The 20,966-nt window shown below is 54.6% G+C and carries 34 protein-coding genes; 16 read left to right on the top strand and 18 right to left on the bottom strand.

All coding sequences use genetic code 11. The annotated features are described in order from the left end of the window. Positions 1–19: 19 nt before the first annotated feature. The 6 genes from KW062_RS10930 to KW062_RS10905 are packed head-to-tail and all read right to left on the bottom strand — an operon-like array spanning position 20 to position 3,838. Positions 20–565 (bottom strand): hypothetical protein, encoded by a 546-nt coding sequence (locus KW062_RS10930; RefSeq protein ID WP_105754675.1) that lies wholly within the window; start codon positions 563–565, stop codon positions 20–22. Further along, the gene (locus tag KW062_RS10925; RefSeq protein WP_105754676.1) at positions 562–1,158 is read right to left on the bottom strand and encodes a recombination protein NinG; all 597 of its coding nucleotides are present in this window, start codon (positions 1,156–1,158) and stop codon (positions 562–564) included. The genes KW062_RS10930 and KW062_RS10925 overlap by 4 nt, the downstream gene beginning before the upstream one ends. Further along, positions 1,155–1,625, bottom strand: coding sequence for a hypothetical protein (locus tag KW062_RS10920; RefSeq protein WP_105754677.1), 471 nt, complete (start codon positions 1,623–1,625; stop codon positions 1,155–1,157). Before KW062_RS10920 ends, KW062_RS10925 begins: the two co-directional genes overlap by 4 nt. Continuing rightward, positions 1,622–2,086: a hypothetical protein gene (locus KW062_RS10915; RefSeq protein WP_105754678.1), complete on the bottom strand. Its 465-nt coding sequence runs from the start codon at positions 2,084–2,086 to the stop codon at positions 1,622–1,624. Before KW062_RS10915 ends, KW062_RS10920 begins: the two co-directional genes overlap by 4 nt. After that, positions 2,083–2,883: a hypothetical protein gene (locus KW062_RS10910; RefSeq protein WP_256350973.1), complete on the bottom strand. Its 801-nt coding sequence runs from the start codon at positions 2,881–2,883 to the stop codon at positions 2,083–2,085. The genes KW062_RS10915 and KW062_RS10910 overlap by 4 nt, the downstream gene beginning before the upstream one ends. Beyond that, complete coding sequence (locus KW062_RS10905) at positions 2,870–3,838, bottom strand: phage replication protein (RefSeq protein WP_105754680.1); 969 nt, start codon at positions 3,836–3,838, stop codon at positions 2,870–2,872. The genes KW062_RS10910 and KW062_RS10905 overlap by 14 nt, the downstream gene beginning before the upstream one ends. A gap of 258 nt (positions 3,839–4,096) precedes the next feature. Between KW062_RS10905 and KW062_RS10900 the strand changes: the two genes are divergently transcribed. Then, positions 4,097–4,309 (top strand): hypothetical protein, encoded by a 213-nt coding sequence (locus tag KW062_RS10900; RefSeq protein ID WP_105754681.1) that lies wholly within the window; start codon positions 4,097–4,099, stop codon positions 4,307–4,309. 226 nt (positions 4,310–4,535) lie between these two features. On the opposite strand, the gene KW062_RS10895 is transcribed toward KW062_RS10900, so the two are convergent. The 3 genes from KW062_RS10895 to KW062_RS10885 are packed head-to-tail and all read right to left on the bottom strand — an operon-like array spanning position 4,536 to position 5,194. Further along, positions 4,536–4,748 (bottom strand): hypothetical protein, encoded by a 213-nt coding sequence (locus KW062_RS10895; RefSeq protein WP_095111156.1) that lies wholly within the window; start codon positions 4,746–4,748, stop codon positions 4,536–4,538. Between the two features lie 19 nt (positions 4,749–4,767). Further along, positions 4,768–4,968: a hypothetical protein gene (locus tag KW062_RS10890; protein ID WP_095111155.1), complete on the bottom strand. Its 201-nt coding sequence runs from the start codon at positions 4,966–4,968 to the stop codon at positions 4,768–4,770. A gap of 31 nt (positions 4,969–4,999) precedes the next feature. Next, on the bottom strand, positions 5,000–5,194 hold the full coding sequence (locus KW062_RS10885) for a Cro/CI family transcriptional regulator (RefSeq protein ID WP_105754764.1): 195 nt from the start codon (positions 5,192–5,194) through the stop codon (positions 5,000–5,002). A 104-nt stretch (positions 5,195–5,298) separates the two neighbouring features. Here KW062_RS10885 and KW062_RS10880 point away from each other — a divergent pair, with 104 nt between their 5' ends. Continuing rightward, on the top strand, positions 5,299–6,168 hold the full coding sequence (locus KW062_RS10880; protein WP_105754682.1) for a LexA family transcriptional regulator: 870 nt from the start codon (positions 5,299–5,301) through the stop codon (positions 6,166–6,168). A 491-nt stretch (positions 6,169–6,659) separates the two neighbouring features. Continuing rightward, positions 6,660–7,739 carry a beta family protein gene (locus KW062_RS10875; RefSeq protein WP_105754683.1) on the top strand — a complete coding sequence of 360 codons (1,080 nt, stop codon included), beginning with the start codon at positions 6,660–6,662 and terminating at the stop codon, positions 7,737–7,739. On the opposite strand, the gene KW062_RS10870 is transcribed toward KW062_RS10875, so the two are convergent. Both KW062_RS10870 and KW062_RS10865 read right to left on the bottom strand, forming a co-directional pair. Then, on the bottom strand, positions 7,736–8,521 hold the full coding sequence (locus tag KW062_RS10870; RefSeq protein ID WP_105754684.1) for a sce7726 family protein: 786 nt from the start codon (positions 8,519–8,521) through the stop codon (positions 7,736–7,738). The two genes, KW062_RS10875 and KW062_RS10870, sit on opposite strands and share 4 nt — an antisense overlap. A gap of 118 nt (positions 8,522–8,639) precedes the next feature. After that, on the bottom strand, positions 8,640–8,951 hold the full coding sequence (locus KW062_RS10865; protein ID WP_105754685.1) for a DUF1654 domain-containing protein: 312 nt from the start codon (positions 8,949–8,951) through the stop codon (positions 8,640–8,642). A gap of 499 nt (positions 8,952–9,450) precedes the next feature. On the opposite strand from KW062_RS10865, the gene KW062_RS10860 reads away from it, so the two are divergent. Then, complete coding sequence (locus KW062_RS10860) at positions 9,451–9,888, top strand: hypothetical protein (protein WP_105754686.1); 438 nt, start codon at positions 9,451–9,453, stop codon at positions 9,886–9,888. A 61-nt stretch (positions 9,889–9,949) separates the two neighbouring features. Continuing rightward, a complete protein-coding gene (locus KW062_RS10855) occupies positions 9,950–10,120 on the top strand; it encodes a hypothetical protein (protein WP_158261844.1) in 171 nt (56 codons plus the stop codon). Here KW062_RS10855 and KW062_RS10850 read toward each other — a convergent pair. Next, positions 10,111–10,401: a DUF2622 domain-containing protein gene (locus tag KW062_RS10850; RefSeq protein ID WP_105754687.1), complete on the bottom strand. Its 291-nt coding sequence runs from the start codon at positions 10,399–10,401 to the stop codon at positions 10,111–10,113. The two genes, KW062_RS10855 and KW062_RS10850, sit on opposite strands and share 10 nt — an antisense overlap. Positions 10,402–10,617: 216 nt before the next feature. Between KW062_RS10850 and KW062_RS10845 the strand changes: the two genes are divergently transcribed. Then, positions 10,618–10,788 carry a hypothetical protein gene (locus KW062_RS10845; RefSeq protein WP_177433260.1) on the top strand — a complete coding sequence of 57 codons (171 nt, stop codon included), beginning with the start codon at positions 10,618–10,620 and terminating at the stop codon, positions 10,786–10,788. A gap of 552 nt (positions 10,789–11,340) precedes the next feature. Here KW062_RS10845 and KW062_RS10840 read toward each other — a convergent pair. After that, on the bottom strand, positions 11,341–11,637 hold the full coding sequence (locus KW062_RS10840; RefSeq protein WP_105754688.1) for a cupin domain-containing protein: 297 nt from the start codon (positions 11,635–11,637) through the stop codon (positions 11,341–11,343). A 146-nt stretch (positions 11,638–11,783) separates the two neighbouring features. On the opposite strand from KW062_RS10840, the gene KW062_RS10835 reads away from it, so the two are divergent. The 8 genes from KW062_RS10835 to KW062_RS10800 all read left to right on the top strand — a co-directional run bounded on the left by KW062_RS10835 (position 11,784) and on the right by KW062_RS10800 (position 16,447). Beyond that, positions 11,784–12,221 carry a hypothetical protein gene (locus tag KW062_RS10835; RefSeq protein WP_105754689.1) on the top strand — a complete coding sequence of 146 codons (438 nt, stop codon included), beginning with the start codon at positions 11,784–11,786 and terminating at the stop codon, positions 12,219–12,221. After that, positions 12,218–12,409, top strand: a complete 192-nt coding sequence (locus KW062_RS10830; RefSeq protein ID WP_105754690.1) for a hypothetical protein — start codon at positions 12,218–12,220, stop codon at positions 12,407–12,409. The genes KW062_RS10835 and KW062_RS10830 overlap by 4 nt, the downstream gene beginning before the upstream one ends. Beyond that, positions 12,406–12,609, top strand: a complete 204-nt coding sequence (locus KW062_RS10825) for a hypothetical protein (RefSeq protein WP_105754691.1) — start codon at positions 12,406–12,408, stop codon at positions 12,607–12,609. Before KW062_RS10830 ends, KW062_RS10825 begins: the two co-directional genes overlap by 4 nt. A gap of 303 nt (positions 12,610–12,912) precedes the next feature. After that, complete coding sequence (locus tag KW062_RS10820; protein WP_105754692.1) at positions 12,913–14,016, top strand: hypothetical protein; 1,104 nt, start codon at positions 12,913–12,915, stop codon at positions 14,014–14,016. A gap of 10 nt (positions 14,017–14,026) precedes the next feature. Continuing rightward, the gene (locus KW062_RS10815) at positions 14,027–14,803 is read left to right on the top strand and encodes an ERF family protein (RefSeq protein ID WP_105754693.1); all 777 of its coding nucleotides are present in this window, start codon (positions 14,027–14,029) and stop codon (positions 14,801–14,803) included. Beyond that, positions 14,787–15,404 carry a lambda exonuclease family protein gene (locus tag KW062_RS10810; protein ID WP_105754694.1) on the top strand — a complete coding sequence of 206 codons (618 nt, stop codon included), beginning with the start codon at positions 14,787–14,789 and terminating at the stop codon, positions 15,402–15,404. Before KW062_RS10815 ends, KW062_RS10810 begins: the two co-directional genes overlap by 17 nt. After that, positions 15,401–16,015 (top strand): hypothetical protein, encoded by a 615-nt coding sequence (locus KW062_RS10805; RefSeq protein ID WP_105754695.1) that lies wholly within the window; start codon positions 15,401–15,403, stop codon positions 16,013–16,015. The genes KW062_RS10810 and KW062_RS10805 overlap by 4 nt, the downstream gene beginning before the upstream one ends. 69 nt (positions 16,016–16,084) lie before the next feature. Beyond that, positions 16,085–16,447 carry a hypothetical protein gene (locus KW062_RS10800; protein ID WP_105754696.1) on the top strand — a complete coding sequence of 121 codons (363 nt, stop codon included), beginning with the start codon at positions 16,085–16,087 and terminating at the stop codon, positions 16,445–16,447. On the opposite strand, the gene KW062_RS10795 is transcribed toward KW062_RS10800, so the two are convergent. Further along, complete coding sequence (locus KW062_RS10795) at positions 16,444–16,779, bottom strand: hypothetical protein (protein WP_105754697.1); 336 nt, start codon at positions 16,777–16,779, stop codon at positions 16,444–16,446. The genes KW062_RS10800 and KW062_RS10795 overlap by 4 nt on opposite strands. Before the next feature lie 112 nt (positions 16,780–16,891). On the opposite strand from KW062_RS10795, the gene KW062_RS10790 reads away from it, so the two are divergent. Together KW062_RS10790 and KW062_RS10785 are read left to right on the top strand one after the other, a co-directional pair. After that, entirely contained in the window at positions 16,892–17,239 is a 348-nt protein-coding gene (locus KW062_RS10790; protein WP_105754698.1) for a hypothetical protein, read from the top strand. A 26-nt stretch (positions 17,240–17,265) separates the two neighbouring features. After that, positions 17,266–18,081 carry a DUF2303 family protein gene (locus KW062_RS10785; RefSeq protein WP_105754699.1) on the top strand — a complete coding sequence of 272 codons (816 nt, stop codon included), beginning with the start codon at positions 17,266–17,268 and terminating at the stop codon, positions 18,079–18,081. A 50-nt stretch (positions 18,082–18,131) separates the two neighbouring features. Here KW062_RS10785 and KW062_RS10780 read toward each other — a convergent pair whose 3' ends face one another. The 4 genes from KW062_RS10780 to KW062_RS10765 form a co-directional block, all read right to left on the bottom strand. Then, positions 18,132–18,362 (bottom strand): hypothetical protein, encoded by a 231-nt coding sequence (locus KW062_RS10780; RefSeq protein WP_105754700.1) that lies wholly within the window; start codon positions 18,360–18,362, stop codon positions 18,132–18,134. Positions 18,363–18,441: 79 nt separating this feature from the next. Further along, positions 18,442–18,630 (bottom strand): hypothetical protein, encoded by a 189-nt coding sequence (locus KW062_RS10775; protein ID WP_105754701.1) that lies wholly within the window; start codon positions 18,628–18,630, stop codon positions 18,442–18,444. 451 nt (positions 18,631–19,081) lie between these two features. Then, positions 19,082–19,594 (bottom strand): hypothetical protein, encoded by a 513-nt coding sequence (locus KW062_RS10770; RefSeq protein ID WP_146118218.1) that lies wholly within the window; start codon positions 19,592–19,594, stop codon positions 19,082–19,084. Next, complete coding sequence (locus KW062_RS10765; protein ID WP_105754702.1) at positions 19,587–20,885, bottom strand: AAA family ATPase; 1,299 nt, start codon at positions 20,883–20,885, stop codon at positions 19,587–19,589. The genes KW062_RS10770 and KW062_RS10765 overlap by 8 nt, the downstream gene beginning before the upstream one ends. Positions 20,886–20,966: the final 81 nt, after the last annotated feature.

The raw sequence follows: 20,966 nt of genomic DNA, 5'->3' as shown, positions 1-20,966 counted from the left end.
TCATAGCAATGGCTTTTTGCTACGCCGCGCAACTTTCGATAAGGCCTTCAGCATCGAGCAGTTCTTGTGCCGCAGTCAGCGCCTCGTTCACCTGGTCATCGAGCGCCTTTCGGATAGACGACCGCCACCGGTACCGGGTCGATTCCGGTTTGCCGTCATTGTCCCAGTTCGTGATGTCGTACCAGGCTGCTGGCAGGACCGCGGCAGAACGCTTACCCTCGGTCCCCGCCACTTGCGGAATAGCCCAGGTCAGCACGGCGCACTCCCGGAATCGTTTCGGCGCCGGCGTCTTCACCGAATTCAGCAGCTCAAGAATAGCGCCGTGCTTGCGCTCTTCGTGCGTGGAGTACTTCGCGACCAGTGCCCGCCAGTGCGCCGGCGACAGCGACTTGTGCAGCCGCCCGAACACCCAGCAGTCAGTCAGGAAGGCCACCTCCTTGCCGACGATCTCCCCCTTCTGCTTGGCACACTGCACCTTCGGCTCAAAGTCGCAGCCGCCGGCGGAGTTGATGGTTTCAGAGGCCAAGGCCCGGACTACTGCGGAAATCACGTTACGGTAGATCATGCTGCAGCCCTCTTCAGTTCTCTGGTCATTGCTCGGTACTTGGCCTTGATGGCCTTCAACTCTTCGACGGTGTAGCGCTGGGCCTCATGAGGGCCTTCCAACCAATCCAGCTCTTCGGCGCCGATGCGCTGCACCAGGCGGATGCGGTACTCCACGGCGTTACCGGACAGATTGCGGTTACAGCGAACACACTGGCGGTGCACATTGAGCGGCTCGAAGCGCAGCTCTGGGCACGAACCAACGGAACGATAGTGTCCGGCGTCCCAGCGGCTGCCGGTGATCAAGCCATCATCGGTGGAAACCGAGTCACAGCTGATGCACGGGTGAGCGGCGTCCCGCAGGCGAATGAATTCGTTGAACACCACCTGCGTCTCACGCATGTGATCCGCCCTGCTCTTCAGCTTCTCCTTGCGGACCTTGATCTCCCGGCGCTCAACTTGGGCCAGCGACTTGCGCGCCCTCTCCTGGTTCACGTCCTTGATGGCCAGGCCGCAGGTGTAGCTGCACACTGCCTGGCCGAGGCGCTGCGGGACGAATGAGGCCCTGCACGCTGGGTTCTTGCATGTCTTCGAACGTGGTTGCTTGGGGATCATGCCGCCACCTCGCTCAGCAGATCGGCAAAGTGCACGCCCTTCGGCCCGAACTCGTCGACGATCCGGTCGGTGTACATGCCGCCCTGGGCGCGATTGAACAAGCGGGTCACGGGGAAGCCGTCCGGTCCGAACATCGCGCACGGCCCCATCAGGCGCAGCTTTACCTCGTAGTCCAGGTGCACGAATGACTCCGCCCAGCCCTGACGGAACTCAGGATCTTCGCCGCGCATGAGCGGCACGCCGATGTGGAGCTTGCAGTACCGGCGCACGTCTTCCACGTCGCCCATCTCGGTGGACTTGGCGATACGGTCGTACATCGCAAACCACAGAGCGTTCTGGTCGAGCGTGCGGTCCTTGCCTGGTCGCAGGGAAACCACGACGAACTTCTTGTCGCGGAACATGGAGGTCAGGCAGGTGATGGCTTCGGAGAGCTTGGCCTGGCAGTTGACGCTGATCTTGTCGGTCATGACTGCACCTCTTTGTTCACGCCCAGCTCACCCAGTGCCAGCGCTGCAATGCCGAAGGCTTCAAGACCCATCGGGGTTACGCGCAGGATCTCACTCATTGCGGTTGCCAGTTCCTCGTTCTCGGCCTTGAGCTGATCGCGCTCATCCAGCACCGCCTTGTAGCCGTCGAAGTTGCATGCGATCCGGCCAATCAGCTCAGCCTTTTCCAGTTCAGCCTTGAGCTGGTCGCGCTCGGCGAGAAGATTTATCGCTGCTTGGGCCGTGCCTCCGTAGCACTCCAGTAGGATCAACTGCTTGTTTTCTGCGTTCAGTCGCTCGCTCTCTGCGATCAGGGCCAGGACTGCCTCAGGGCTTGCCAATGCTTCAAACTCATCAAACAGGATGCCGATGGGTACGTCCTGCGATGTCTGGACTTCAACTATTCGCTCAGCTGCACGCTTCAGTTCGGTGTAGTCGGTCATTGCGCCGCCCTCTTCGCTTCCAATTCCTGGGCCTGCTTGATCAGCAGTGCCCGGCGATCCGCCAGCTCGTTGGCCGCTTCAATCCGCATTTCGGTCTTCCTTTCAGCGCTGGCCTTCCGCATTTCCAGCATCGAGTTCTTCACCAGCTCGAGTTTTTTGCGAAGGGCCGGTGCTGGCTGGGTGACTGTTCCTGTCAGCAGGCCGGCAATTGCGCGACCGTCATCGGTGACGGGCCCAATGCTCAGGTCTGCCAAATACTTCTGGCCGTGCTCACGCGGAATGCGCTTCAACTCCATCGCCTTGGTAACGGCCTGAATTCGACGGTTGGCGTCGAAGCCCACGGAGACGTGCCAGTTGACCGGCTTCGCGTCTTCCCGGGCCTGGCCCACGAATCGCTCGTAAGCGCTGATGAAGGCCATGCGTGCGCCGATCTTGTCGCCGGCATCGAGGACAGGCTTCGCCGCGGCCAGAGCCAGCTGGATCTCATCAGTCAGCACCACGGTTTCGAATTCATCATTGGTGGTCATGGCAATGGCCCATGCCTCGTCCTTGCCTGGGCGGCCGTCTGCAGCCTGAACGCGCTGAAGAATGGCGGCCAATGTCAGCTTGCCGGTCAGCTCCCGGCGGCAGGCCTTGAGCGCGCCAGCGACCGCTTCGGCCGGATAGTCAGCTAAGTCATCAGCCATCATTTCGGCGGCTTCGGAGGTAATGGTCTGCCCCAGTACTTCCGCCGTCGCCGTGATCGCCAAGGTCAGGCGCGCAATTTGGTCAGGCGCCATGCGCTCAAAGGAATTCATTGGGCTGCCCTCCCGCGCGCTGCATGATCCGCTGCGCAGCGTCCATGCCAGCGGTGAGGTTCGCTTGCTTGCGCTCGATCTGCTGGGCAGTGGTCGAGTTCATGCGGCGATTGGTAGCCCACTGGGTGTGGTAGGCCTCAGCCTTGACGAGCAAGTCGCCGATGCCGTGGCAGCCGTTGATGAGTCGTGAGTCGTCGATTGTCAGGAAGTACGCAGCGACGTGGTGGGCAACGCCGGCACCAAGGCGGTCAACCAACTGACCTACCTGCCCCGCGACTTTCGCGTTCCACACCGGCCATGCGTCGTAACGTTTCCGATAGGCCATCGCGTAGTTGGCCCAGGCCTTGAACGTTTTGCAGGTCTGGTCTTTCGGACCTGGCATGTCCATCGGGATTTCACACCGCGGTGTATCACTCGAAATCAGGACCAGTGCGGCGGGTTGCGACGGCACAGCCGGGGCTGTCTGCAAGTCCTGACCTGTACCCTGATTGGTATCCTGATTATTGGTATCCTGATTTGTCGGATATTTTTCCGACCCTCGCTCGGATTTTTTTCCGACCTTGCTCGGAGATTTTTCCGAGGTAGATCGGATTTTTTTCCGACCCTTGTTCTCTGGTGGGGTCGGATATTTTTCCGACCCATCCTGTTTCTTGTTCCACTCGGCAGCCTTGCTGGTCAGACGGAAAAGAGTGATGTTTGAAGTGCTGGAAAGCTCGATCAGACCGGCCTCTTCCAAAGCCTTCAGCATGCGATAGGCCGTGTCTGGCTTGTCGGTCAGCAGAGGCAACTCCTCGACGATCTTGGCCTTGCTCAATGCAAAGAAAATACCGTCATCAGTCTTCATCGCTTTCGCCCAACTTGGGCAGCCGTAGACGAACGCGAACAGCAGCGCCTGCTGGGAATTCAATCCCCACTCGAGTGCTTTCGCCTGGTTGATCGTCACGGTGAATTGCATGTCAGGAATTCCGGACCAGCAGGGAACGCGCGTAGGTAAGCGACACGTTTTCAAACTTCACAAAACGTGTCGCGACATTGGCAGGGGTATTGATCGATTCGGTTTGATGGTGCATGATTTGCTCCACAAGTTTTACAGCTGTTGAAAGAGCCGACCTCGACCGTCGGCTTTTTTGTGCCTGCAGTTCAGGCGTTATAGGTGTCCGGCGCATCTGTGGTAGCTTTTTGATTCCACTCGAAAAGGCCTAGGAGGCCGGACATGACTGAAAAATCTTCTAAGCAGCTTGCAAGCGATACGCTCAATGCCTTGATAGCTGGCGGGCAGTTCCCGTCAGCGCTGATCACGCTTACAAGTGAAGGCATTAAGGTTGACCAGGAAGCGCTGAGGGCTATTGAGGCTCAGCTTCGGGAGTACTACTCGACTGGCCCGTATGCTCCCGTTCCGCCTGCGTCGCTGAACATCCGCTTCTGAAGCGGGCCGAAACAAATACAAACGCAGAAGCAAAGGCTGCCCCATGAGCCTTTGCTGCTTCCTCTCGTTCACCATCCCCCATGGCTAGGATTGAGCCGGCCGTTTCTTTCAGCGACTCCGCACAAGCCCGCGCAAAGATCAGCTTGATTTCGTTCTGTACCTCTTCACTTGTCATCCCATTTTCCTCTCTGACTCTTTGTCTCGAATTTGGTAGAGGCCCTCTCGGCTACCCGGAAGAGTCCCTGCAAGAGGCCCTTATTGGGGTCACCAACTGAAGCACCTTGGCTTTCCTCCGCCCAACGACCGAAAGCGCCCCTGCTGCAATGGACGCTTCCACCATTTCGTTCAATGCCCGCTCAAGGCTCCAGCCGTTGTTGTTCATCAATCGCTGGATTTCTTGCCTGTGAGCCGGCGGCAGCTTTTCAAGAATTACGGTCATTCGGCCCTCCAAAGGGGCTTCACCCCGCGATATCTTCTTGTTTGTCCTGCATGAGTTCGTCGATCACACCGTTGGCAACAGCCCACTCGATGATTTCGTAGAGGTAGGTCGCGTGCTGCATGCGAGTTTTTGTGGCGGCCTTGCGCAGGATCCGATCCAGCACAGGTTCGAAACGAACCTTCACCGGAATGGCGCGCTTTTGATTGGGGTCCATGTACATACGGGTCGTGCTCCTGGCTATTGAAGTTGGTTTAAGCGGCAGATTTTTGGGAGGGAAACGGACGCTGTTCCTTCGCCTCAAAACTCCCATCAGGAAGCTCAAGCACGCGGATATCTCGTTTCGCAGAAAGGGCTTTGTGAATGGCTGGGGCAGTTACCCGAAGAAGTCTTGCGGCTTCGGACTGCCCTTTGTCAGCCACGAACTTGTCGAGGGGAGTCTCATTCATGGTCGTGCCTCGGTTGTAGATGAGGCCAATATTAACCATCTGTTAATTTTTAATCAATACCGATGGTTTCTTCTTATTTTTAACCATTGGTATAAATTCGCGCGATGACTAAGAAACGAATTCTCCCGCCAGAGCTGATCGCCGAATGCGCGGCCGCGCACGACCTGTTCCTCTCGAAGAAGAACGAGCTGAAGCTCAGCCAAAAGAAAATTGCCGATGAGGCGGGAATGACGCCTGCTGCCGTGAACCTCTACTTCAAGGGCATCAACCCCCTGAATACGAAGTTCGCCGCAGTACTTGCACGCATGCTTGATGAGCCTGTTTCGGCGTTCAGCCCGCGCCTAGCTGATGAGATCGCATCACTGACTAGCGCCCCAGTTAAGGGCGGGGCTAGCGCAGCCGAGAAGGTGATGGAGATGATCCGCAAGCATGCGGGCAAGAATCTCGACGCCGATGCGCAAGAGAAGATCGCGGCGGCAGCGCTCACGGCGGCCAGCGAGGCCCAGGGCAAGGTAATTCAGGCGGATTTTTCAGGACTAAAGGCGCGTGCGGGAGAGATCGTGATTCGCCAATACGATGTCCGAGCTTCGATGGGTCACGGTCAAGTCCCGGGCGACTACAACGAGGTCGTTCGCAACCTCATCATTCACGAAGACGTGCTGCGCGAGAAAAACATCTCTTACACCTCCCCTCACTCACTCGCCATGATTACCGGCTGGGGCCAGAGCATGGAAGGCACCATCAACGACAAAGACCCGCTGATCGTAGACAAAGGGGTTAACGAGTTCGCGGGCGACGGTATTTACGTGCTGACTTGGCTTGATCACCTGTACATAAAACGAGTGCAGGTTATGGATTCGGAGCGCTTTTGGCTGATTTCGGACAACGCAAAACACAAGGACCAAGTAGCCAGGATTGAGGACGTTACGATCCACGCCAAGGTGTTGATGATCTGGAATGCACGGAAGGCCTAATGAGCTGGAATAATTTTTGAGTTTCAGGACATGGTGAGTCAAATTGTCTGATGGAAACAAATCACATTCTGACAGCGTATCGCTTGCAGGATTCTATTACGGGGTTATCGGTGTCTTCCTGGGGGCAGCAGGTATTGCTTTGTCTGTCTATTACTCGAGTTCCGGAGATAGATCTTTATGGCTTAGTCTATCGGGATGGATATCAGCGATATTGATTGGCATATTTTTGACTCGACTTTGCTTGAAGTTAATGCATATAAACGGCCAACTAAGCCACGAAGTAGTTGAGCACGCGCAAAAATCGATAGAGCTGACCGCAAGGGTTGGCGAACTTGAGTACGCCAACGACAGACTCACTGAAATCGGCTCGTACGTGATAGCTACTACCACGAAAGTCGCAGCAAAGCCCCGACGACGCACGCCATCGACCAATAAAAGCTCTTCAGAGCCCCCTGCCGAAGTGCCCAAGATAGATTCTGAGGATATGCTAGATGACAATTAATTTTAATGATTACAGCTATTATCCCAACCTGAGAACTAGGCCCGCAGAAGTAAAAGGGTTCGGCGAGCTTTCCGATACGTGCAAGGATGCAATCATCCCACTGTTCACTCTCGGTATTTGGCCGCGACAAACAGACACCAAAACATCCCTAAGAGAGGTTATAGCAGCATCTGGCGGACGACCCTTCGCGCTAGACCTTACATCGGACCCAAACCATCTAACCAAAGATGTATTTGAACTAAGAGACCCTGATTCAAACTTCAAAAAATGGAGAGATTTCATAAAAGAAATCAACCATCCAATTATACCTGTAATTCAAATAACAGAAGAATCAAAAATATCTCAAGTAATTCGACAAGCTCGCGCATTCGAAAATGAAGGCCTTGGAAAAGTTATTTTTAAGATCAACAGCTTTAGCGATCAAATCAACAATATTATTTCAGCATTATCAGCACTAGACTCTTCTGACAATGCATTAATAATAATCGATGCAGGCTACATCAGAGATACGCTCCACGCCTCGTTAGCCGGGACAGTAACATTGATCAACTCCATCAGAGACGAAGTAGACAGTGCAATTATAAGCGTCGCATCAACTAGCTTCCCATCATCGGTAATGCCGTTTATTGACGCAAATAGCAAAGGCAGAAGCGGCGTAATCGACATTATGGAAACTAAGCTTCACGCAGCGATAGGTAGAGAGGCTGTTATCTATGGCGACCACGGCTCAATCCATTCAAGAGTGTATCCAACTTCTGCAGGCGGAAGATTTGTCGCTAGAATCGACTATGCACTCAATGACGCTTGGGTTTTTGAACGACGCTCAGAAACTAATTCACAGGGCTATATCTCAGCAGCCGAAGATCTTATTGAGGCATTCCCCGAAATATTAGATGATGATACATGGGGAGCTAAAAAAATAGTGCAAGCCTCGAGAGGCGAAATCGACAAAATGAAAACTCCGGCATCATGGATCGCTGCGCGAGTCAACATGCATATTAGCAGGCAGATTGAGTTAAACAGTGAAAGTCAGACAGACGAAGAAGATTTTGACGACTTTGATTTTTAACTCCGCCGACGAATTAATACCGACTGGGGCATTTCAAATCCAAGCGCCTCAGTCCCTTCGCCCAACATCGAAAAATCAATTTTCTTTTCTACTCGAGGAGACTTTTTGTAATCGGCACTATACAAAGCCGATTGACGCTCAATGCCCACCCTGATTGTTGCACTTTTACTGAGGAGATCTAAGCACATTTCAGTTGTGCTGGACTGCCGCCCATTTAGAAAATTGGTAAAGGATTCATTATATCTGCCCTTAATGCATGCCAAAACATACGCCCGTAACTTCTTACTGGCCTTCGTGCCGCACGCCCTAACAAGTTCCGACCTAAGCATTCCAGGCAGTACTGACACCCCAACTTTCCTGAGATATTTTTCAAGCTCAGACTTAGTTATAAGGCTTGTCAGCTTGAGCACATCCTTAACTTCACAAATGCGCCCAGCACGGACTTGCCGAATCCTTGCACGTCCGGAGACCTCATAAACTTCAAGTATTCCTATTTCAGCAGGATAATCGCGCTCTATCGAGCCAATAAACTTAGACGCGGCAACTACTACTACTTTATCAAAATGAGCTTGAAAAGACTCAACTTGTCCAGGCAGCCTCTTAAGCGTATCAAAGTGACTTTTTATTTCAAAGCCATAAAGCCGACCATTGGCAACTGCTATATCTGCTCGACGAGACCAGTTGGCGACAACCATTTCATTAATGATAACCGCGTCATTGACCATGCCTTTATCAAAAAGCCAGTCAATGAGTAGCGCCTTTATCTCTTTCTCGGAAAACACTGAGGAGAGACTCCTGGATTGATTACAGTTGCAGCATATAATGATGGCATGCAGCCATCAATTCTCAAGGCTATTATCACATTTAAATTTGGCTGAGAGTAGCCTACTTATCGACCGACTAGAACGGCGCCTCCTCTACGGCTTCGACCTCGCCCATCTCAAGCACCCGATCTTCTTCGTTTGGTGCCTCCCATTCCAGTAGAACCCCGCCATCATCCTGAAAAACCATAGACACCCCGTCCGTCTCCGCTATCTGCCCCAGGACTTCGTCCCACTCGGCATCTTGATCCGTATCCATGCGATGAATTAGCACCGAGCACCTCTCTTGGGCGCGCGGCGAGTTGATCATTGACGAAATGCGTAGCCCCAAACGCTCCACTCCGGACATTTCAGCTCGTACTGCTGGTTTAGCCTTCTGCGCCCTGCTCATATCCTTTCCCCAGACACTGTATATCCATCCAGCAACGCCAAAAGAATAACGCACGCCAATCAAAAAATAAATTAACCATCGGTATTGACGTTAAAATATACCGATGGTTAACTACATCCATCGCAGCGCTACAGGGACTGCGAAGGGCCTCCAAAGGGTCCGCTCCGATTCGGAGTCGCTCTTTAAAAATTCAGAACACGATCCCGCTGCGGAAATAACAGCGGGGCCGCCTGTCCGGCAAGGACAGGGAGGGCCGATGCAAAGGCTCTGTCAAAAACTAACGATTGGCCGCTACGCCTCTACTGGAGACCGGCGATCTGATCTGACCTACCGCCACGGGAGTGACTTTGGCGCTGGAGGGAAACGCAGGGAGAACCTGCGGCGGACGAGGACTACCGAACTGGAGAATGACCCGGATAAGCGTAGCGAGACGGCAACACAGATTTCCTCGATGCCCTTCTCACGAGGGGCATCAGGGAAATTACACGGGAGTCAACAAATGGAACTGAACTTAAAGCCCGAAGGGGTGGCACTGGTGATTGGGGCTCTTCTGGCTATTGCCTGGATCGCCTTGATCGTCGGATCCAAGGTCTGGCAGTTGACCTGGAACTGGATTGACGATGATGAGAGTCGGGTCGAATGCAACCCGCTTGTTTTCGCAGTAATGAGGCGGCTTGGGTATACGAGGGACCGGGATTCGACCTCTTATCCATACCAGAAAGGTGATGGGGAAAAGATATCTGACGGCTCTTTGGCTGTCGTCCTACCCCTCTTTCTTCTGCTTGTTTGTCCTCTCGCAATCGTGGTCGGCTTTCGGCTTTATCCGCTCGTAATCGCAGCGATAACGCTGTTCCTGATAGCGCGACTTGCCCGCTTCGCTAGACGACACAAGAAGCTATTCGACAAGCACCTGAAAGACCCAGAGGCGCACAAGTAACTGGCCTTTTCACTGATGCACCTGGTGACGGGTGCATTGGGAAAACAACCGGAGCAAGACGATGAATGAGGCCCAAGAGAAACAGATTGATGAAATCGTTCAGAGGATTGCGGATGACGACAGCATCAGCTTCGATGCTGCCTTCAAAATTGCTATGGGCGTACTAAGGCTTCACGCCGTTGAAAGCGTCCCGAAAGGAGAAGGCAAAGCTGGCGGTCCGCTTCAAGCCTGATACAAAAAAGCAGACCAATGCTGATCTTGAACCTGGCACGCAAAAATAGCTGCTTCCTTGGTTGGTGAAAGAGGTTTTGAAACGATCCTAACTTTGTCCCTCAATGATCCCGAATCAAGACTGCTGCTACCAAAATACGTGCCTATAGGCATCGCATACGTCTTCCCATCATCGAAGACAACTGATCTTTTCAATCCCAGCGCCTCCATCTTTTCGTGAAGGTCTTCGTAGCCTTCACCATTCGCTCCGAAAAGCTCAACCCGCACTAGATATTGCGCCATCACTACGTTCCTTGTTTCGACAGTGGAGGTCGGAGCATATGGCTTTCACTCGACTGTGGAAAGCGAGGAAACAGGGAGCCTGGCCCTGTAAAAACAGGCAACCACATTTGATTCAAGCCGGTGACTGCCGCCAGCAGCGGGCCACGGTGGACAGCATCACTTCTGCACCTTGGCGACAGGGTGCAGCGGGATGCAACCCAACCCAGAGGATTCACCATGTTCGGCAGGCTCAGCAACAAAATGTGCGCGCTGGCTGCCTACGGGCTCGCCGGCGGGGTCGTATTCGTCGAATCGGCTAGTGGCATCCTTTCAATGGCTGGTGACCTGGCACTGGTCGCGCTGCTCTTGTTGGCGCTTATGCTCGGCAAACCGAAAGACAAACCGTAGGCATCACTTCTGCCCATTCACTGAGTGGGCAGCGGGATGGCGAAAGCCTCAACGAAATTGCCGCTTCACGGGCCTACGGCAATCTAAATAATCAGAGACCCCGTCAGAAGGTTGGAGACCTTCCCGATGCCCTGGTACTCCCCAGCACCAGGCCGCATCGGAGTGTGATCTGAATCCTGCCGCCAAGCAGCGAGCTTCCACGCAGCGAAGTCCGAGCAATGAACAGGGCTGATGCAGAGATTGGCACCTGCCAGATCACACCCCGATGCGGACGATTCTGCACCGCGCAACGCAGCCCCCCGTACTCCCACAACCACACCGCACGGAGGATTCGCAGCCATGTACCAGTAATCGATTCACCTGCTCGGCGCAGCAAGCCTGAAGGCTGCGCCCAATACCATGACAGGCAGCGGACAGTAGGGCCGACGATGTGACCGCGCATCAGCCGAAAGGTAGGCCCAACCAAAGCGAAGACGAACACCGCAGGCGAGTCCGAGGGCATAGCTGGCCAGACTCGACACATCCCGGGCAGTGCCGGGCGCCTGCTACCTATCAAACATCCACTATGACTAAGGTCCCGTGGCTTCCAGGCAACACTTCGTGAGGGACACCGGCTTCTGCCAGGTACATCTGCCCTGCCCCTACGGTGATCACGTCACCTTGAACGCCTAGCAACAGTTGCCCAGAGATGACTAACAAGCCTTCGGTGTAGTCATGAACCTCGGCGACAGAGGGCATTTCATCCATACGAAGAACTTTGATGTTGGAATCCCCTACCCGCCCGATCACAGCGGACTTCCAGGGGTGAGGCAAAGCCCTCGAGATCGAATCAAGATCCAGCAACGACATAGAAACATCCTTATTGAAATCGTATTCCCACTTATACCCTCCGACACCACCCGCATGCACTCCCCTCCGCGCCCATCGGCAACCAGCGGAATGGATGAGTGCAGCCGAGTTTTGTTGGATCAATACCCGCCACCCTGGAGGCGACCATGAATGCAGCACTGAAGATTTGTCAGTTCAACTACGACGCGCAGTTGCCTTCGGCGGTGAGCGAGCAGGATTACCAGCGCGAATGGCTTGAGAGCGCCGCTGAACAGCTGGTGTGCGGGTCGGATGTGACGTGGAAGCGCCGGCTTGGTCCGGTGCAGAGGGTGACCGCGGCGGAATACGCCACTCACCTGCAACTGCACCTGACTCAGCGCCAAATTGACGGCTTGGATGATCGCGACTCGTTCGCCAAGTTGGTTCTGAGCTCGGTAGTTGGAAGTAGCAGCGATTGCCGCACCCATGCCAAATACCTGCTGGGCAGCGAGCGGTTGATCGAGCGGCTCGAGGAAATCGCAGCCGACCTGCTCCGGCCGCACGCCGCCGATGCGGCAACCGCCCAGCGTGAAGAGGCAGAAGACGATGTGGACGGTGACCTATGAGCCCTTACATTTTGATCGACGAGGCCCTGGCGGGTCTTGAGTATCCCGACTGCCCGCCCGACAACAGCGTTCTGGTCCAGCAGATCATCACCAACCTAATGACCGACCAGTTGATCACCCTCGAAGAGTTCAGCCACTACTGCCAGCGTCTGCTGAAGCATTGCAGGCAGCGAAAGGAGTTCGCATGAGTACGCCACCGGTTAAAACGCTGATCGACGAACAGCTCGAAGAGCTGCCCGCCGACCGCATGATCCTGGCCTTCACCCACACCAAGTGGCTGGGCGCCCTTTCGCTGGCTCACGATGCGGGCATCCCGAATGTGCATGCCTGGAGCTGCCGGGCCTGCCTGTGCGGTGAGTGGACTGTCGCTTATGAGGTGCGGACATGAGAAACAAGCACCCAGGCATCTGCTATCGCTGCCACGGCAGTGTTGCAGCGGGCGCCGGCCATTTCGAGCGTCATCTTGGCAGTTGGCGAGTGCAGCATGCCGACTGCGCCATCAAGGCTAAGCAGGAAAAGGAGGCTACAAAATGACCTCCTACCAGCGCGCCAAGCGCTACTGCTTCTGGCGCGGCTCAGCCATCACCCTTCTCCTCTTCATTGCCTGGATGCTGGCAAGCGCCTACTCCGGCCAGCTCACCCAATAACCAACACCTTCAAACGCTGCGTGCATCGCGGCAAGGATTCGCTCGTGTCCGCAAAACAGCAAGTCATCACCATCGACGACATCAACGCCGACAACGCTCCGGTCATATACGTCACCGGTGGCCTTGGCCGGTTCTTCGACGCGGTACAGGCGGAAGTCTCCGCCGAGGTCCCGGACCTGACCACTCGCAAGGGTCGCGACCGTATCGCCTCTCTCGCCGCCAAGGTCAGCAAATCGAAAACGGCTGTGGAAAAGCCTGGCCGCGATTACCTGAAGCGCCTGAAGGAAATGCCGAAGGTGGTCGAGGCTGAGCTGCGGGAGTTCGTCACCAAGATGGATACCCTGCGAGACGCCACCCGCCAGCCACTGACGGATTGGGAGCAAAAAGAGCTGGCCCGGACCGACGCGCACGTCGACGGAATTCAACGGATCAAGGATCTGGCTGTTTTCGAGGGAGCACCGCGCGCCGAGCAGGTCGCCCAGATTATTGCCGACCTGGAGCTGGTCGCAATCGACGAAAGCTGGGAAGAGTTCTTAGCCGAAGCTGCCCAAGTGAAGGACCAGACGCTGGCAAAGCTTCGCGCCGTACACGCCGAGCGCACCAGGTACGAAGCTGAGCAAGCCGAACTGGCCCGCCTCCGCGAAGAGGCCGAAGCCCGCGCCAAGGCAGACCGTGAGGCAGCGATTGCCCGTGAGGCCGTCGAGCGCACCCGCGTTGAGGCCGAACAGCGGGCACAGGCCGATCGTGAAGCAGCGGCTCAGCGCGAGCAGGCCCTGATCGATGCCGCCGAGCGGGAGAGACAGGATGCCGAGAACCAGCGCCTGCAATTGCAGCTTCAGGCTGAACAGGCAGAACGTCAGCGGATCGAGGCGGAGCAGCGCGCCGAGCAACAACGCATTGATGCCGAACGCCGCCAGGCTGAGGCCGTGGAGCGCGCCCGCCAAGATGAAGTCGCCCGACAGCAGGCGGCGGCCGACGAAATACTGCGGCAGGAGAAGCTGCGCGAAGCCGACCAGGCGCACAAGGTGAAGGTCATGGGCGCTGCCAAAGAGGCGCTGATGTCCTTGAACATCACTGAAGATCTGGCCAAAACCATTGTTCTGAAGATCGCGCGCCGCGAAATCCCCCATATCACCATCAACTTCTGAGGTAACCGCCATGAGCCATGTAGCCAGGGTCGAAACTCATTCCCAGCCGCCGGCGGTAGCCGCCGAGTCGGTCACCATCCTGCAGATCATCCAGCAGGTAGCCATGTCCCCAACCGCAGACATCGACAAGATGGAGCGGTTGATGGTCATGCACCAAAACATTCATGCGCTGCAGGCCAAGCAGCAATACGACGAAGCGCTGTCAGCCATGCAGGAAGAGCTGCCAGTCATTGGAGAGCGCGGTGGTATCAAGGACAAAAACGGCCGTATCCAGAGCACCTACGCCCTCTGGGAAGACATCAATGAGGTGATCAAGCCGGTGCTCGCCCGCCATGGGTTCGCGATCACCTTCCGCACTCCACGCAACGACCGGGGCATTGAGGTCGAGGGCGTTCTGAGCCATAGAGCCGGCCATCGCGAAACAACCTCGCTCGTGCTTCCGGCAGACACCAGCGGCAGCAAGAACGGCGTCCAGGCCGTGGCCTCCAGCGTGAGCTACGGCAAGCGCTACACAGCCGGCGCCCTTCTCAACTTCACCACCACCGGCGAGGACGATGACGGTAACGGCGCCGTTGTGACGCCGCGCGTTACCTCGGTTCAGGCAACTCAACTGGCCATGCTGCTAGAGCGCTGCAGCGACAAAGCCAAGGCTGCATTCGCCAGTATTCACGGCACGCCGTCTGCGGTGGAAAAGGCCGCGTTCGACCAGGTGCTGGGGATGCTCAGCAAGTCAGTCAAGCAGCACGAATCAGCGCTCCTGGAGACACAAAATGCAGATTATCACTGATATCGATCAGGGCACACCTGAGTGGCTTGCTCTTCGCCTGGGCATCATCACCTGCTCCGAGCTGGATTGCCTGCTGGTCGCTGGCAAAGGCGAGGCGGGTTTCGGCGTGGCCGCATTCACCTACATGGATCAGCTAATCGGCGAACGCATCACCGAAGAGGCTGCCGAGATTCCTTTCCAGACCAAGGCCACTATCCGGGGACATGAGCTGGAGGGAGTCGCGCGCGGGCTGTATGAGGACCGAGAAAGCCTCAAGACCAGGTCAGTAGGGATCATCTTGAACCATGGAATCGGGTACTCCCCTGACGCACTGGTTGGCGACAAGGGCCTCACCGAAATCAAGACCAAACTGCCCAAGTTTCAGGTCGGCGTGATTTTGAATGGCGAAGTGCCAAAGGAGCACGTCGCCCAGTGCCAAGGCGGTCTGTGGGTATCCGAGCGTGAATGGCTGGACTTCATCAGTTACTGGCCTGGCATGCCCCTCTTCGTAAAGCGCGTGTACCGCGACGAAGCGATGATCCGCAAGCTCGCCGAACGGGTGAAAACCTTCTACGAAATCCTGGACGAGCGGATGAACAGGGTTTTGGGGATCGCCGCATGAATATCCATATCAGCCACGAACTCAGCATGATCCAAATGAACGCCTCGCGTAGTGCGGAGCTGAACAGCAATGTCGAGGCGTTCTTGAAAGCAGGAGGGACTATTCAGGAGTTGGCTCCTTTCACGTACTCCCCTCCTCCAATCCGGCATGACCCGGAACCAATCAAGCGATCAGCACCGAGGCGGCGCGCCGCGGCGCCGATCAAAGTCGAACGGATCACGCAGCGCGATATCGAGCGCGAAGAGCGTGCCAGGGTAAAGGCAGCTCTGGTCGAGCGGATCAAGGGTTTGGCAGAGACGATGACCCAGACGGAGGTGCACCAACTGACCGGCATCAACCGGCGCAAGCTGCTCACTCTGTCCAATGACTACGACTTTTCCTATCAAAAGCCTGAGCGCAGCGGCGCCTATGACTCCGCTCGACTGGAGCAGATGGCGGCCCGGGATGCGAGGCTTGCAGAACGGATCAGAGCGTATCTGGAGCTGGGCATCACCCGGCGCCAGTGCTGCGGCAGGCTGGCCATCGGCAACAAAGCCTTCGAGCGGATCATCGCTGCCCATGGCATCGACTACCCGAAAGCACGCCAGGGCTGTACCTCATGCGTCGCTTAGCTCGTATCCAGCAGCGCAAACGACAAACATGGCTGGAGATACCAGCCTGCGGAATTGAAGAGGTAGGCCATGGCCGCGGTACAGCAGGCGACGGCGGAAGCCATCAAGCACCGCAAGAAGCGCGAGAAGAAAGCCGCCGACAATGCCAAGAAAGGCATCGGCCGGTTCACAGTTGAAGTCGCCGGCGTGTTCATGCCTGACCTCAAGCGCTTGATGAAAGAGCACGGATTCAACAACCAGCAAGAGGTGTATCAGAACCTGCAGCGCAACGTGATTGCTGCGGACTTCGAGACTGCTGCCGCTATGCTTCGCTGTGTCACGACACCTTTCGCTATTACCGAAGAGGTGTCGCGTGAATTCCATAAACAGAGCCTTCGCAAACTCCACGACGGCCCAAGCGAGCCGGAAGACGAAATCGGAGTCCCTTCTTAGATAGGCTTCTTGTTCGCGGCACTGAACCAAGCCTGCAAATCACCCACCAACTGCAGCAGCAGTTTCTGATCCGCCTCGCCAATCAGTTCTGCCTTTGCAGGAAGACCGCCCTTACCTTGAGGCACAGCAATCTCTGAATAATCCATCAGCAAATCTAGCTGAGAGACCCACTCCAGAGCTTGCTGATCAAGCTCCGAGCGCGGCACGCCGGACAAGCCTTCGGAGCATTCGCTAAATGCGTGCTTAACAGCTTCCGCATTGCTGTAAGGGAGCGGTGGTGTGAGTGCATCTTGGGCTGCTGCGAAACATTGTGCAGCTCGAAAAAACGACATAAAGCCTCCTGGCTAGTTCGAAACACCAAATCATACGCACCTACTCACAAACTTCCACCACCCCACTGCCGCATCCGGTCACGGAGGGCGGCGCCTACCCGAGGTAATCGCAATGCCAACTGCAACAGATACCGCCGAATTTCTCGAAGAGCTGAACGGCGGTGCCTTCGCCAGCCAGATCGGTTACGCCCTGTCTGAAGTGGCCTCCGGTGTAGTCGACCACGGAAAGGCCGGCAAGCTGGTCATCACCCTGGACTTCAGCCAGATCGGCGAGTCCAGCCAGGTGAAGATCAAGCACAAGCTCGACTACAAGGTGCCGACCAAGCGCGGTACCCGCAGCGAGAACACCAGCCTGGACACGCCGATGCACGTCGGCTCCGGCGGCAAGATCACCCTCTTCGCGGAAAAGCACGACCAACTCTTCAGCCGCGAACAAGCCCCCATCACCCCACGCACCTAACCGCTCGACTACCAAGGAACTGAACAATGTCTCTGACCAAAGAAGCGATCCAGCTCATCACCGACACCGCGCTCGAAGCGACAGGTAAGCACCTGGCAACCCAGACGCCGACCGTTGTTCTGCCGGAAGGCTGCCAAGTCGTCACCCTGGAGAAATGGCAGGCCGGCCGTAGCCGTTTCCGCGGCATCTACTCCACCCACTCGCTGGCCGACTTCAGCGCGTATGTCGCTGGCCGTGCCATCTCAACTGCCAAAGGCTTCATCGACCAGGACGAGATGACCTGCACGCTGCTGTTCAACCTGGGCACTGATGTAACCCCTGGCCACGCGGATGACCGCGCAGTGCTGAAGCTCAAGGCGTCGGCCGGCTACAAGGCCGCTCAAAGCATCGGCGGTCGGACTATGACGCAGAAGGATCTGAGCGACTGGATCGAGGATTGGCACCAGTACCTGACGCCGGTGGATGACGAAGGCAAAGCGATTCCTGTTGCCCGGGCCATCGCTGCCGTTCGGACCATCACGGTCAAAGCCACCAGCGAATCCGAAACCACCGTTGGCGACACCAGCGCCAGCCGTAGCGCCATGGATCAGATTGAGGCCCGTAGCAAAGAAACACTGCCGGCAGCCCTGCTGTTCAGCACCATCCCGTTCGAAGGCCTGACCGAGCAGCAGATCAACCTGCGAATTTCGGTGATCACCAGCGGCACGGTGCCGGCGCTGAAGTTGCGCTGGGTTGGTGAAGAGGTGCAGCGTGAAGACATCGCCCAGGAATTCAAGACGGTGCTTCAGGAAAAAATCGGCACCAATGCCTATCTCTCCCTCGGATCATTTGATCCCAAGTAAGCCTGCCAAAGTGATCCTGCTGATGATTCAGCAGGATCCGGGGGACGAGGTTATTCGCCCGAACCTTTGACCTTGGAAACGCTAATGCTGCTGCTGAAAGGTGGATAGGTAGACATGCTGTCGGTCACTTCGTACGAAGCAACAACTTCTCCAGCTGCATTCAACTCATTATAAAAATAGATGTCCGTATCACGCCCTTTCCGAGCGCCTTTCCATTCGAGTCCTGCCGCCACAAGCGTGTGACCCTCCGGAATGGGTATTTTCTTGAAGTGCTCATCCATTTTTATCTCCTCACCGGCCCCATGCCGGGCCGAACACAAATACCCCAAGCTCCACCAATTTGCCACCATCGCCTCAGGCTTAGACGAAGTTCGGCGATTCAATGAATTGGCCAAGTGACTCCGTATAGGTGGCGAGATCAATGATCTGGCGAAGGAAGACGACCACCTCAAGCATTTGCTCGCTGTTGGGCAGCCCTATCCGTTTCAGCATTGCTTTCGCGTCCTCTTCAATCGCCGCCAAGGCGTCTACATCGCTTTGTAACCTCATGTCGGCCTCCTGCCAGTGTGAGATCAGAGATTCATACCCCACTTCAACGAATCACGCCAGCCTGGCCAAGCCGGCGGCTGCCCGGAGATAAGCTATGAGCACATTTGCAGTGCTTGGCATGACCATTGACGTCGCCACCGCCGAGGCGCGCTAGAAGACCAGCGGCACCCGCAAAAAACCTCAAGGCTCCAGGCTGCGTCGAGCCTATCCCGGAAGCTGAGTGGCTGACCCTGGTCGAGAAGAGAGCCCAGAAGATCATAGGGGTACAGTTCGCCAGCAATCGCCCATGTTCGATACACCACAGTACGCCGAGCTCCGACGGATGCCTTGAAGGCACCAGTAGATACACAAAATAAAACAGAGCGGGCCACCACTTTTTCAACGTCTTGATAATCCTCTCTTCTCAAAAAGCAAGACTTAATCCCTCGAATGCAAAGTAGCGGTTAGGGATTTAAAAGTAAGGATTTTCAAATCTATCTGGCTCTAACGCCTTCAACTCGCCATGTGTAGTCCAAATATGAGCCGGCCAGCGCCTACTCCTACTCAAATAATTAGCTTGAATTTTCTCCGCAACTTCAGCAATAGTACAATCCACAAGACTAAGTCGTTGCCGTAGTGATTCGGAGTATTTCTGGCAAAGCTCAGGAAGCGATGAAAACTGAGCTAAGACCTCACTCGAGTTTGAGCTAGGAACAATCGTAAATGGAGAATTAGTATTCCAGGAAAGAACAACCATTTCTTTATACGCCATTGCTATTCGGTTTTGAGTCTCTGCATTCTTAATATCAACAATATGATTAGCCACCTCATATAAAACTCCTAGAGTACAGTAAAGATGATACGAGCCATCAATAGCCTGATCAAATAGAGCAACTGCCTCTTCGTGCTTCGCCTGCACCGAATCCATAGGAACAAGAAAAAGCTCAAGAAAATAACTAGTATCCAAAAGTACTATTTTACTCATTAACCAAGCGCCTCAACCAGTCTTTAGCCACTTGTTTCTTACTTTCTTCAAATCGAGGAGCCAAATGCTTTTCAAAGACAGACTTAGTTACAAGATCCCCTAACCCACCATTGGACTCCAGCAGCGCATCAACATCTGGAATATCTAACAACCCTGTTAACTTCGAAGTATCTTCCAAGGCGTCCCAATAACAAACATGCACATTTTTCAACCAATCCGCATCTAGCGAATTCAGGCTTGCCGGGTTGTGTGTTGAAAGTAGTATATTTAGTTTTTTTCTTGCAACTATTTCCCTGATAGCTTCTAGTAAAACCTCCGCCCTACTTGGATGCAGTCCATTATCGAACTCCTCAATAACAACGCGCGAACCGTCATTTATAGACTCGAGAGCCGTGACCACGGCCATCGCCCTTAAAGTACCGTCTGAAACAAGTCGAGCATCAACTGGATACTTGCCAGACTGTAAAGTAAGCAAAACATCATGCTGAGTTGTAATGACAAAGCCAAAATTTAAAAAAGGCTCCTCCGGAATTTGACGTATCACGGAAAGAACATTTGCCAATGGCGATGGATCAGCTTTAGACAGACTCATAGAGTGAAGAACAGCAGAGATGTTCGAACCATCTTTCAACAGAACATTCTGCCCCTGCCTAACATAATCGCGCATTAACTTTGGGCTGGGATCGAAAACAAATGAAGACTGAAGATAGCGTTTGATCGACGCCACCATCTGCACAGCCTTTAATTTTTTATTCTTATCTCCTGCCTCATTACTTTCGGTAAGCTCTTCATACCGGGAAATAATAGACCTATCACCGAAAAACTTCTTATGCGGCTTGGTACCACCTCTTGCAAAATTATCAAACTGGACGTTTAGCAGCCCATCTCGAGTTGAGGACTCACTTTCAGCAAGAAATATTTTTCGACCTGCCACAAGTAAATGCTCTGCAATCACGCACGGAAACGGATCAACGGATACCGTAATACAATAATCAAAAGGCTCATTTTTATTTAAAAATTTATAAAATCCAGAGAAACCAAGAGAAAAACTAGTTTCACCAAATTTAACACAACTATGTATCCCACCTCTAATGGAGTACATATTTGGTAAATATCCTCTACCCTCCACCATCTCATGAAGAGGCCGTCCTTCAGCCAAGGCAGCTAACAATTCAACCCCTTCAATCAGATTTGACTTACCACTTCCGTTCTTACCAATAAGTAACGTAAAGTTAGAGAATAAATTAATCTCTGCCGTCGAGTAATTTTTAAAATTTCTAAAGTAATGCATTCAGCCTCCCACCAAACTTTAAACCGCTAACGTATTCTGGCCTAGTTTTCTCAGAAATGCATGGTCAATTGACCCTCAAAT

Source organism: Pseudomonas fluorescens (assembly GCF_019212185.1).
Lineage (GTDB): Bacteria > Pseudomonadota > Gammaproteobacteria > Pseudomonadales > Pseudomonadaceae > Aquipseudomonas.
The sequence above is the reverse complement of the archived record's forward strand: the minus strand, read 5'-3'. Positions and strand labels throughout refer to the sequence as shown.

What these genes read in the sequence shown, in the direction of transcription:
- KW062_RS10930 (WP_105754675.1), bottom strand. Translation starts at nt 565, where the DNA reads ATGATCTACCGTAACGTGATTTCCGCAGTAGTCCGGGCCTTGGCCTCT.
- KW062_RS10925 (WP_105754676.1), bottom strand. Translation starts at nt 1,158, where the DNA reads ATGATCCCCAAGCAACCACGTTCGAAGACATGCAAGAACCCAGCGTGC.
- KW062_RS10920 (WP_105754677.1), bottom strand. Translation starts at nt 1,625, where the DNA reads ATGACCGACAAGATCAGCGTCAACTGCCAGGCCAAGCTCTCCGAAGCC.
- KW062_RS10915 (WP_105754678.1), bottom strand. Translation starts at nt 2,086, where the DNA reads ATGACCGACTACACCGAACTGAAGCGTGCAGCTGAGCGAATAGTTGAA.
- KW062_RS10910 (WP_256350973.1), bottom strand. Translation starts at nt 2,883, where the DNA reads ATGAATTCCTTTGAGCGCATGGCGCCTGACCAAATTGCGCGCCTGACC.
- KW062_RS10905 (WP_105754680.1), bottom strand. Translation starts at nt 3,838, where the DNA reads ATGCAATTCACCGTGACGATCAACCAGGCGAAAGCACTCGAGTGGGGA.
- KW062_RS10900 (WP_105754681.1), top strand. Translation starts at nt 4,097, where the DNA reads ATGACTGAAAAATCTTCTAAGCAGCTTGCAAGCGATACGCTCAATGCC.
- KW062_RS10895 (WP_095111156.1), bottom strand. Translation starts at nt 4,748, where the DNA reads ATGACCGTAATTCTTGAAAAGCTGCCGCCGGCTCACAGGCAAGAAATC.
- KW062_RS10890 (WP_095111155.1), bottom strand. Translation starts at nt 4,968, where the DNA reads ATGTACATGGACCCCAATCAAAAGCGCGCCATTCCGGTGAAGGTTCGT.
- KW062_RS10885 (WP_105754764.1), bottom strand. Translation starts at nt 5,194, where the DNA reads ATGAATGAGACTCCCCTCGACAAGTTCGTGGCTGACAAAGGGCAGTCC.
- KW062_RS10880 (WP_105754682.1), top strand. Translation starts at nt 5,299, where the DNA reads ATGACTAAGAAACGAATTCTCCCGCCAGAGCTGATCGCCGAATGCGCG.
- KW062_RS10875 (WP_105754683.1), top strand. Translation starts at nt 6,660, where the DNA reads ATGACAATTAATTTTAATGATTACAGCTATTATCCCAACCTGAGAACT.
- KW062_RS10865 (WP_105754685.1), bottom strand. Translation starts at nt 8,951, where the DNA reads ATGAGCAGGGCGCAGAAGGCTAAACCAGCAGTACGAGCTGAAATGTCC.
- KW062_RS10860 (WP_105754686.1), top strand. Translation starts at nt 9,451, where the DNA reads ATGGAACTGAACTTAAAGCCCGAAGGGGTGGCACTGGTGATTGGGGCT.
- KW062_RS10855 (WP_158261844.1), top strand. Translation starts at nt 9,950, where the DNA reads ATGAATGAGGCCCAAGAGAAACAGATTGATGAAATCGTTCAGAGGATT.
- KW062_RS10850 (WP_105754687.1), bottom strand. Translation starts at nt 10,401, where the DNA reads ATGGCGCAATATCTAGTGCGGGTTGAGCTTTTCGGAGCGAATGGTGAA.
- KW062_RS10845 (WP_177433260.1), top strand. Translation starts at nt 10,618, where the DNA reads ATGTTCGGCAGGCTCAGCAACAAAATGTGCGCGCTGGCTGCCTACGGG.
- KW062_RS10840 (WP_105754688.1), bottom strand. Translation starts at nt 11,637, where the DNA reads ATGTCGTTGCTGGATCTTGATTCGATCTCGAGGGCTTTGCCTCACCCC.
- KW062_RS10835 (WP_105754689.1), top strand. Translation starts at nt 11,784, where the DNA reads ATGAATGCAGCACTGAAGATTTGTCAGTTCAACTACGACGCGCAGTTG.
- KW062_RS10830 (WP_105754690.1), top strand. Translation starts at nt 12,218, where the DNA reads ATGAGCCCTTACATTTTGATCGACGAGGCCCTGGCGGGTCTTGAGTAT.
- KW062_RS10825 (WP_105754691.1), top strand. Translation starts at nt 12,406, where the DNA reads ATGAGTACGCCACCGGTTAAAACGCTGATCGACGAACAGCTCGAAGAG.
- KW062_RS10815 (WP_105754693.1), top strand. Translation starts at nt 14,027, where the DNA reads ATGAGCCATGTAGCCAGGGTCGAAACTCATTCCCAGCCGCCGGCGGTA.
- KW062_RS10810 (WP_105754694.1), top strand. Translation starts at nt 14,787, where the DNA reads ATGCAGATTATCACTGATATCGATCAGGGCACACCTGAGTGGCTTGCT.
- KW062_RS10805 (WP_105754695.1), top strand. Translation starts at nt 15,401, where the DNA reads ATGAATATCCATATCAGCCACGAACTCAGCATGATCCAAATGAACGCC.
- KW062_RS10800 (WP_105754696.1), top strand. Translation starts at nt 16,085, where the DNA reads ATGGCCGCGGTACAGCAGGCGACGGCGGAAGCCATCAAGCACCGCAAG.
- KW062_RS10795 (WP_105754697.1), bottom strand. Translation starts at nt 16,779, where the DNA reads ATGTCGTTTTTTCGAGCTGCACAATGTTTCGCAGCAGCCCAAGATGCA.
- KW062_RS10790 (WP_105754698.1), top strand. Translation starts at nt 16,892, where the DNA reads ATGCCAACTGCAACAGATACCGCCGAATTTCTCGAAGAGCTGAACGGC.
- KW062_RS10785 (WP_105754699.1), top strand. Translation starts at nt 17,266, where the DNA reads ATGTCTCTGACCAAAGAAGCGATCCAGCTCATCACCGACACCGCGCTC.
- KW062_RS10780 (WP_105754700.1), bottom strand. Translation starts at nt 18,362, where the DNA reads ATGGATGAGCACTTCAAGAAAATACCCATTCCGGAGGGTCACACGCTT.
- KW062_RS10775 (WP_105754701.1), bottom strand. Translation starts at nt 18,630, where the DNA reads ATGAGGTTACAAAGCGATGTAGACGCCTTGGCGGCGATTGAAGAGGAC.
- KW062_RS10770 (WP_146118218.1), bottom strand. Translation starts at nt 19,594, where the DNA reads ATGAGTAAAATAGTACTTTTGGATACTAGTTATTTTCTTGAGCTTTTT.
- KW062_RS10765 (WP_105754702.1), bottom strand. Translation starts at nt 20,885, where the DNA reads ATGCATTACTTTAGAAATTTTAAAAATTACTCGACGGCAGAGATTAAT.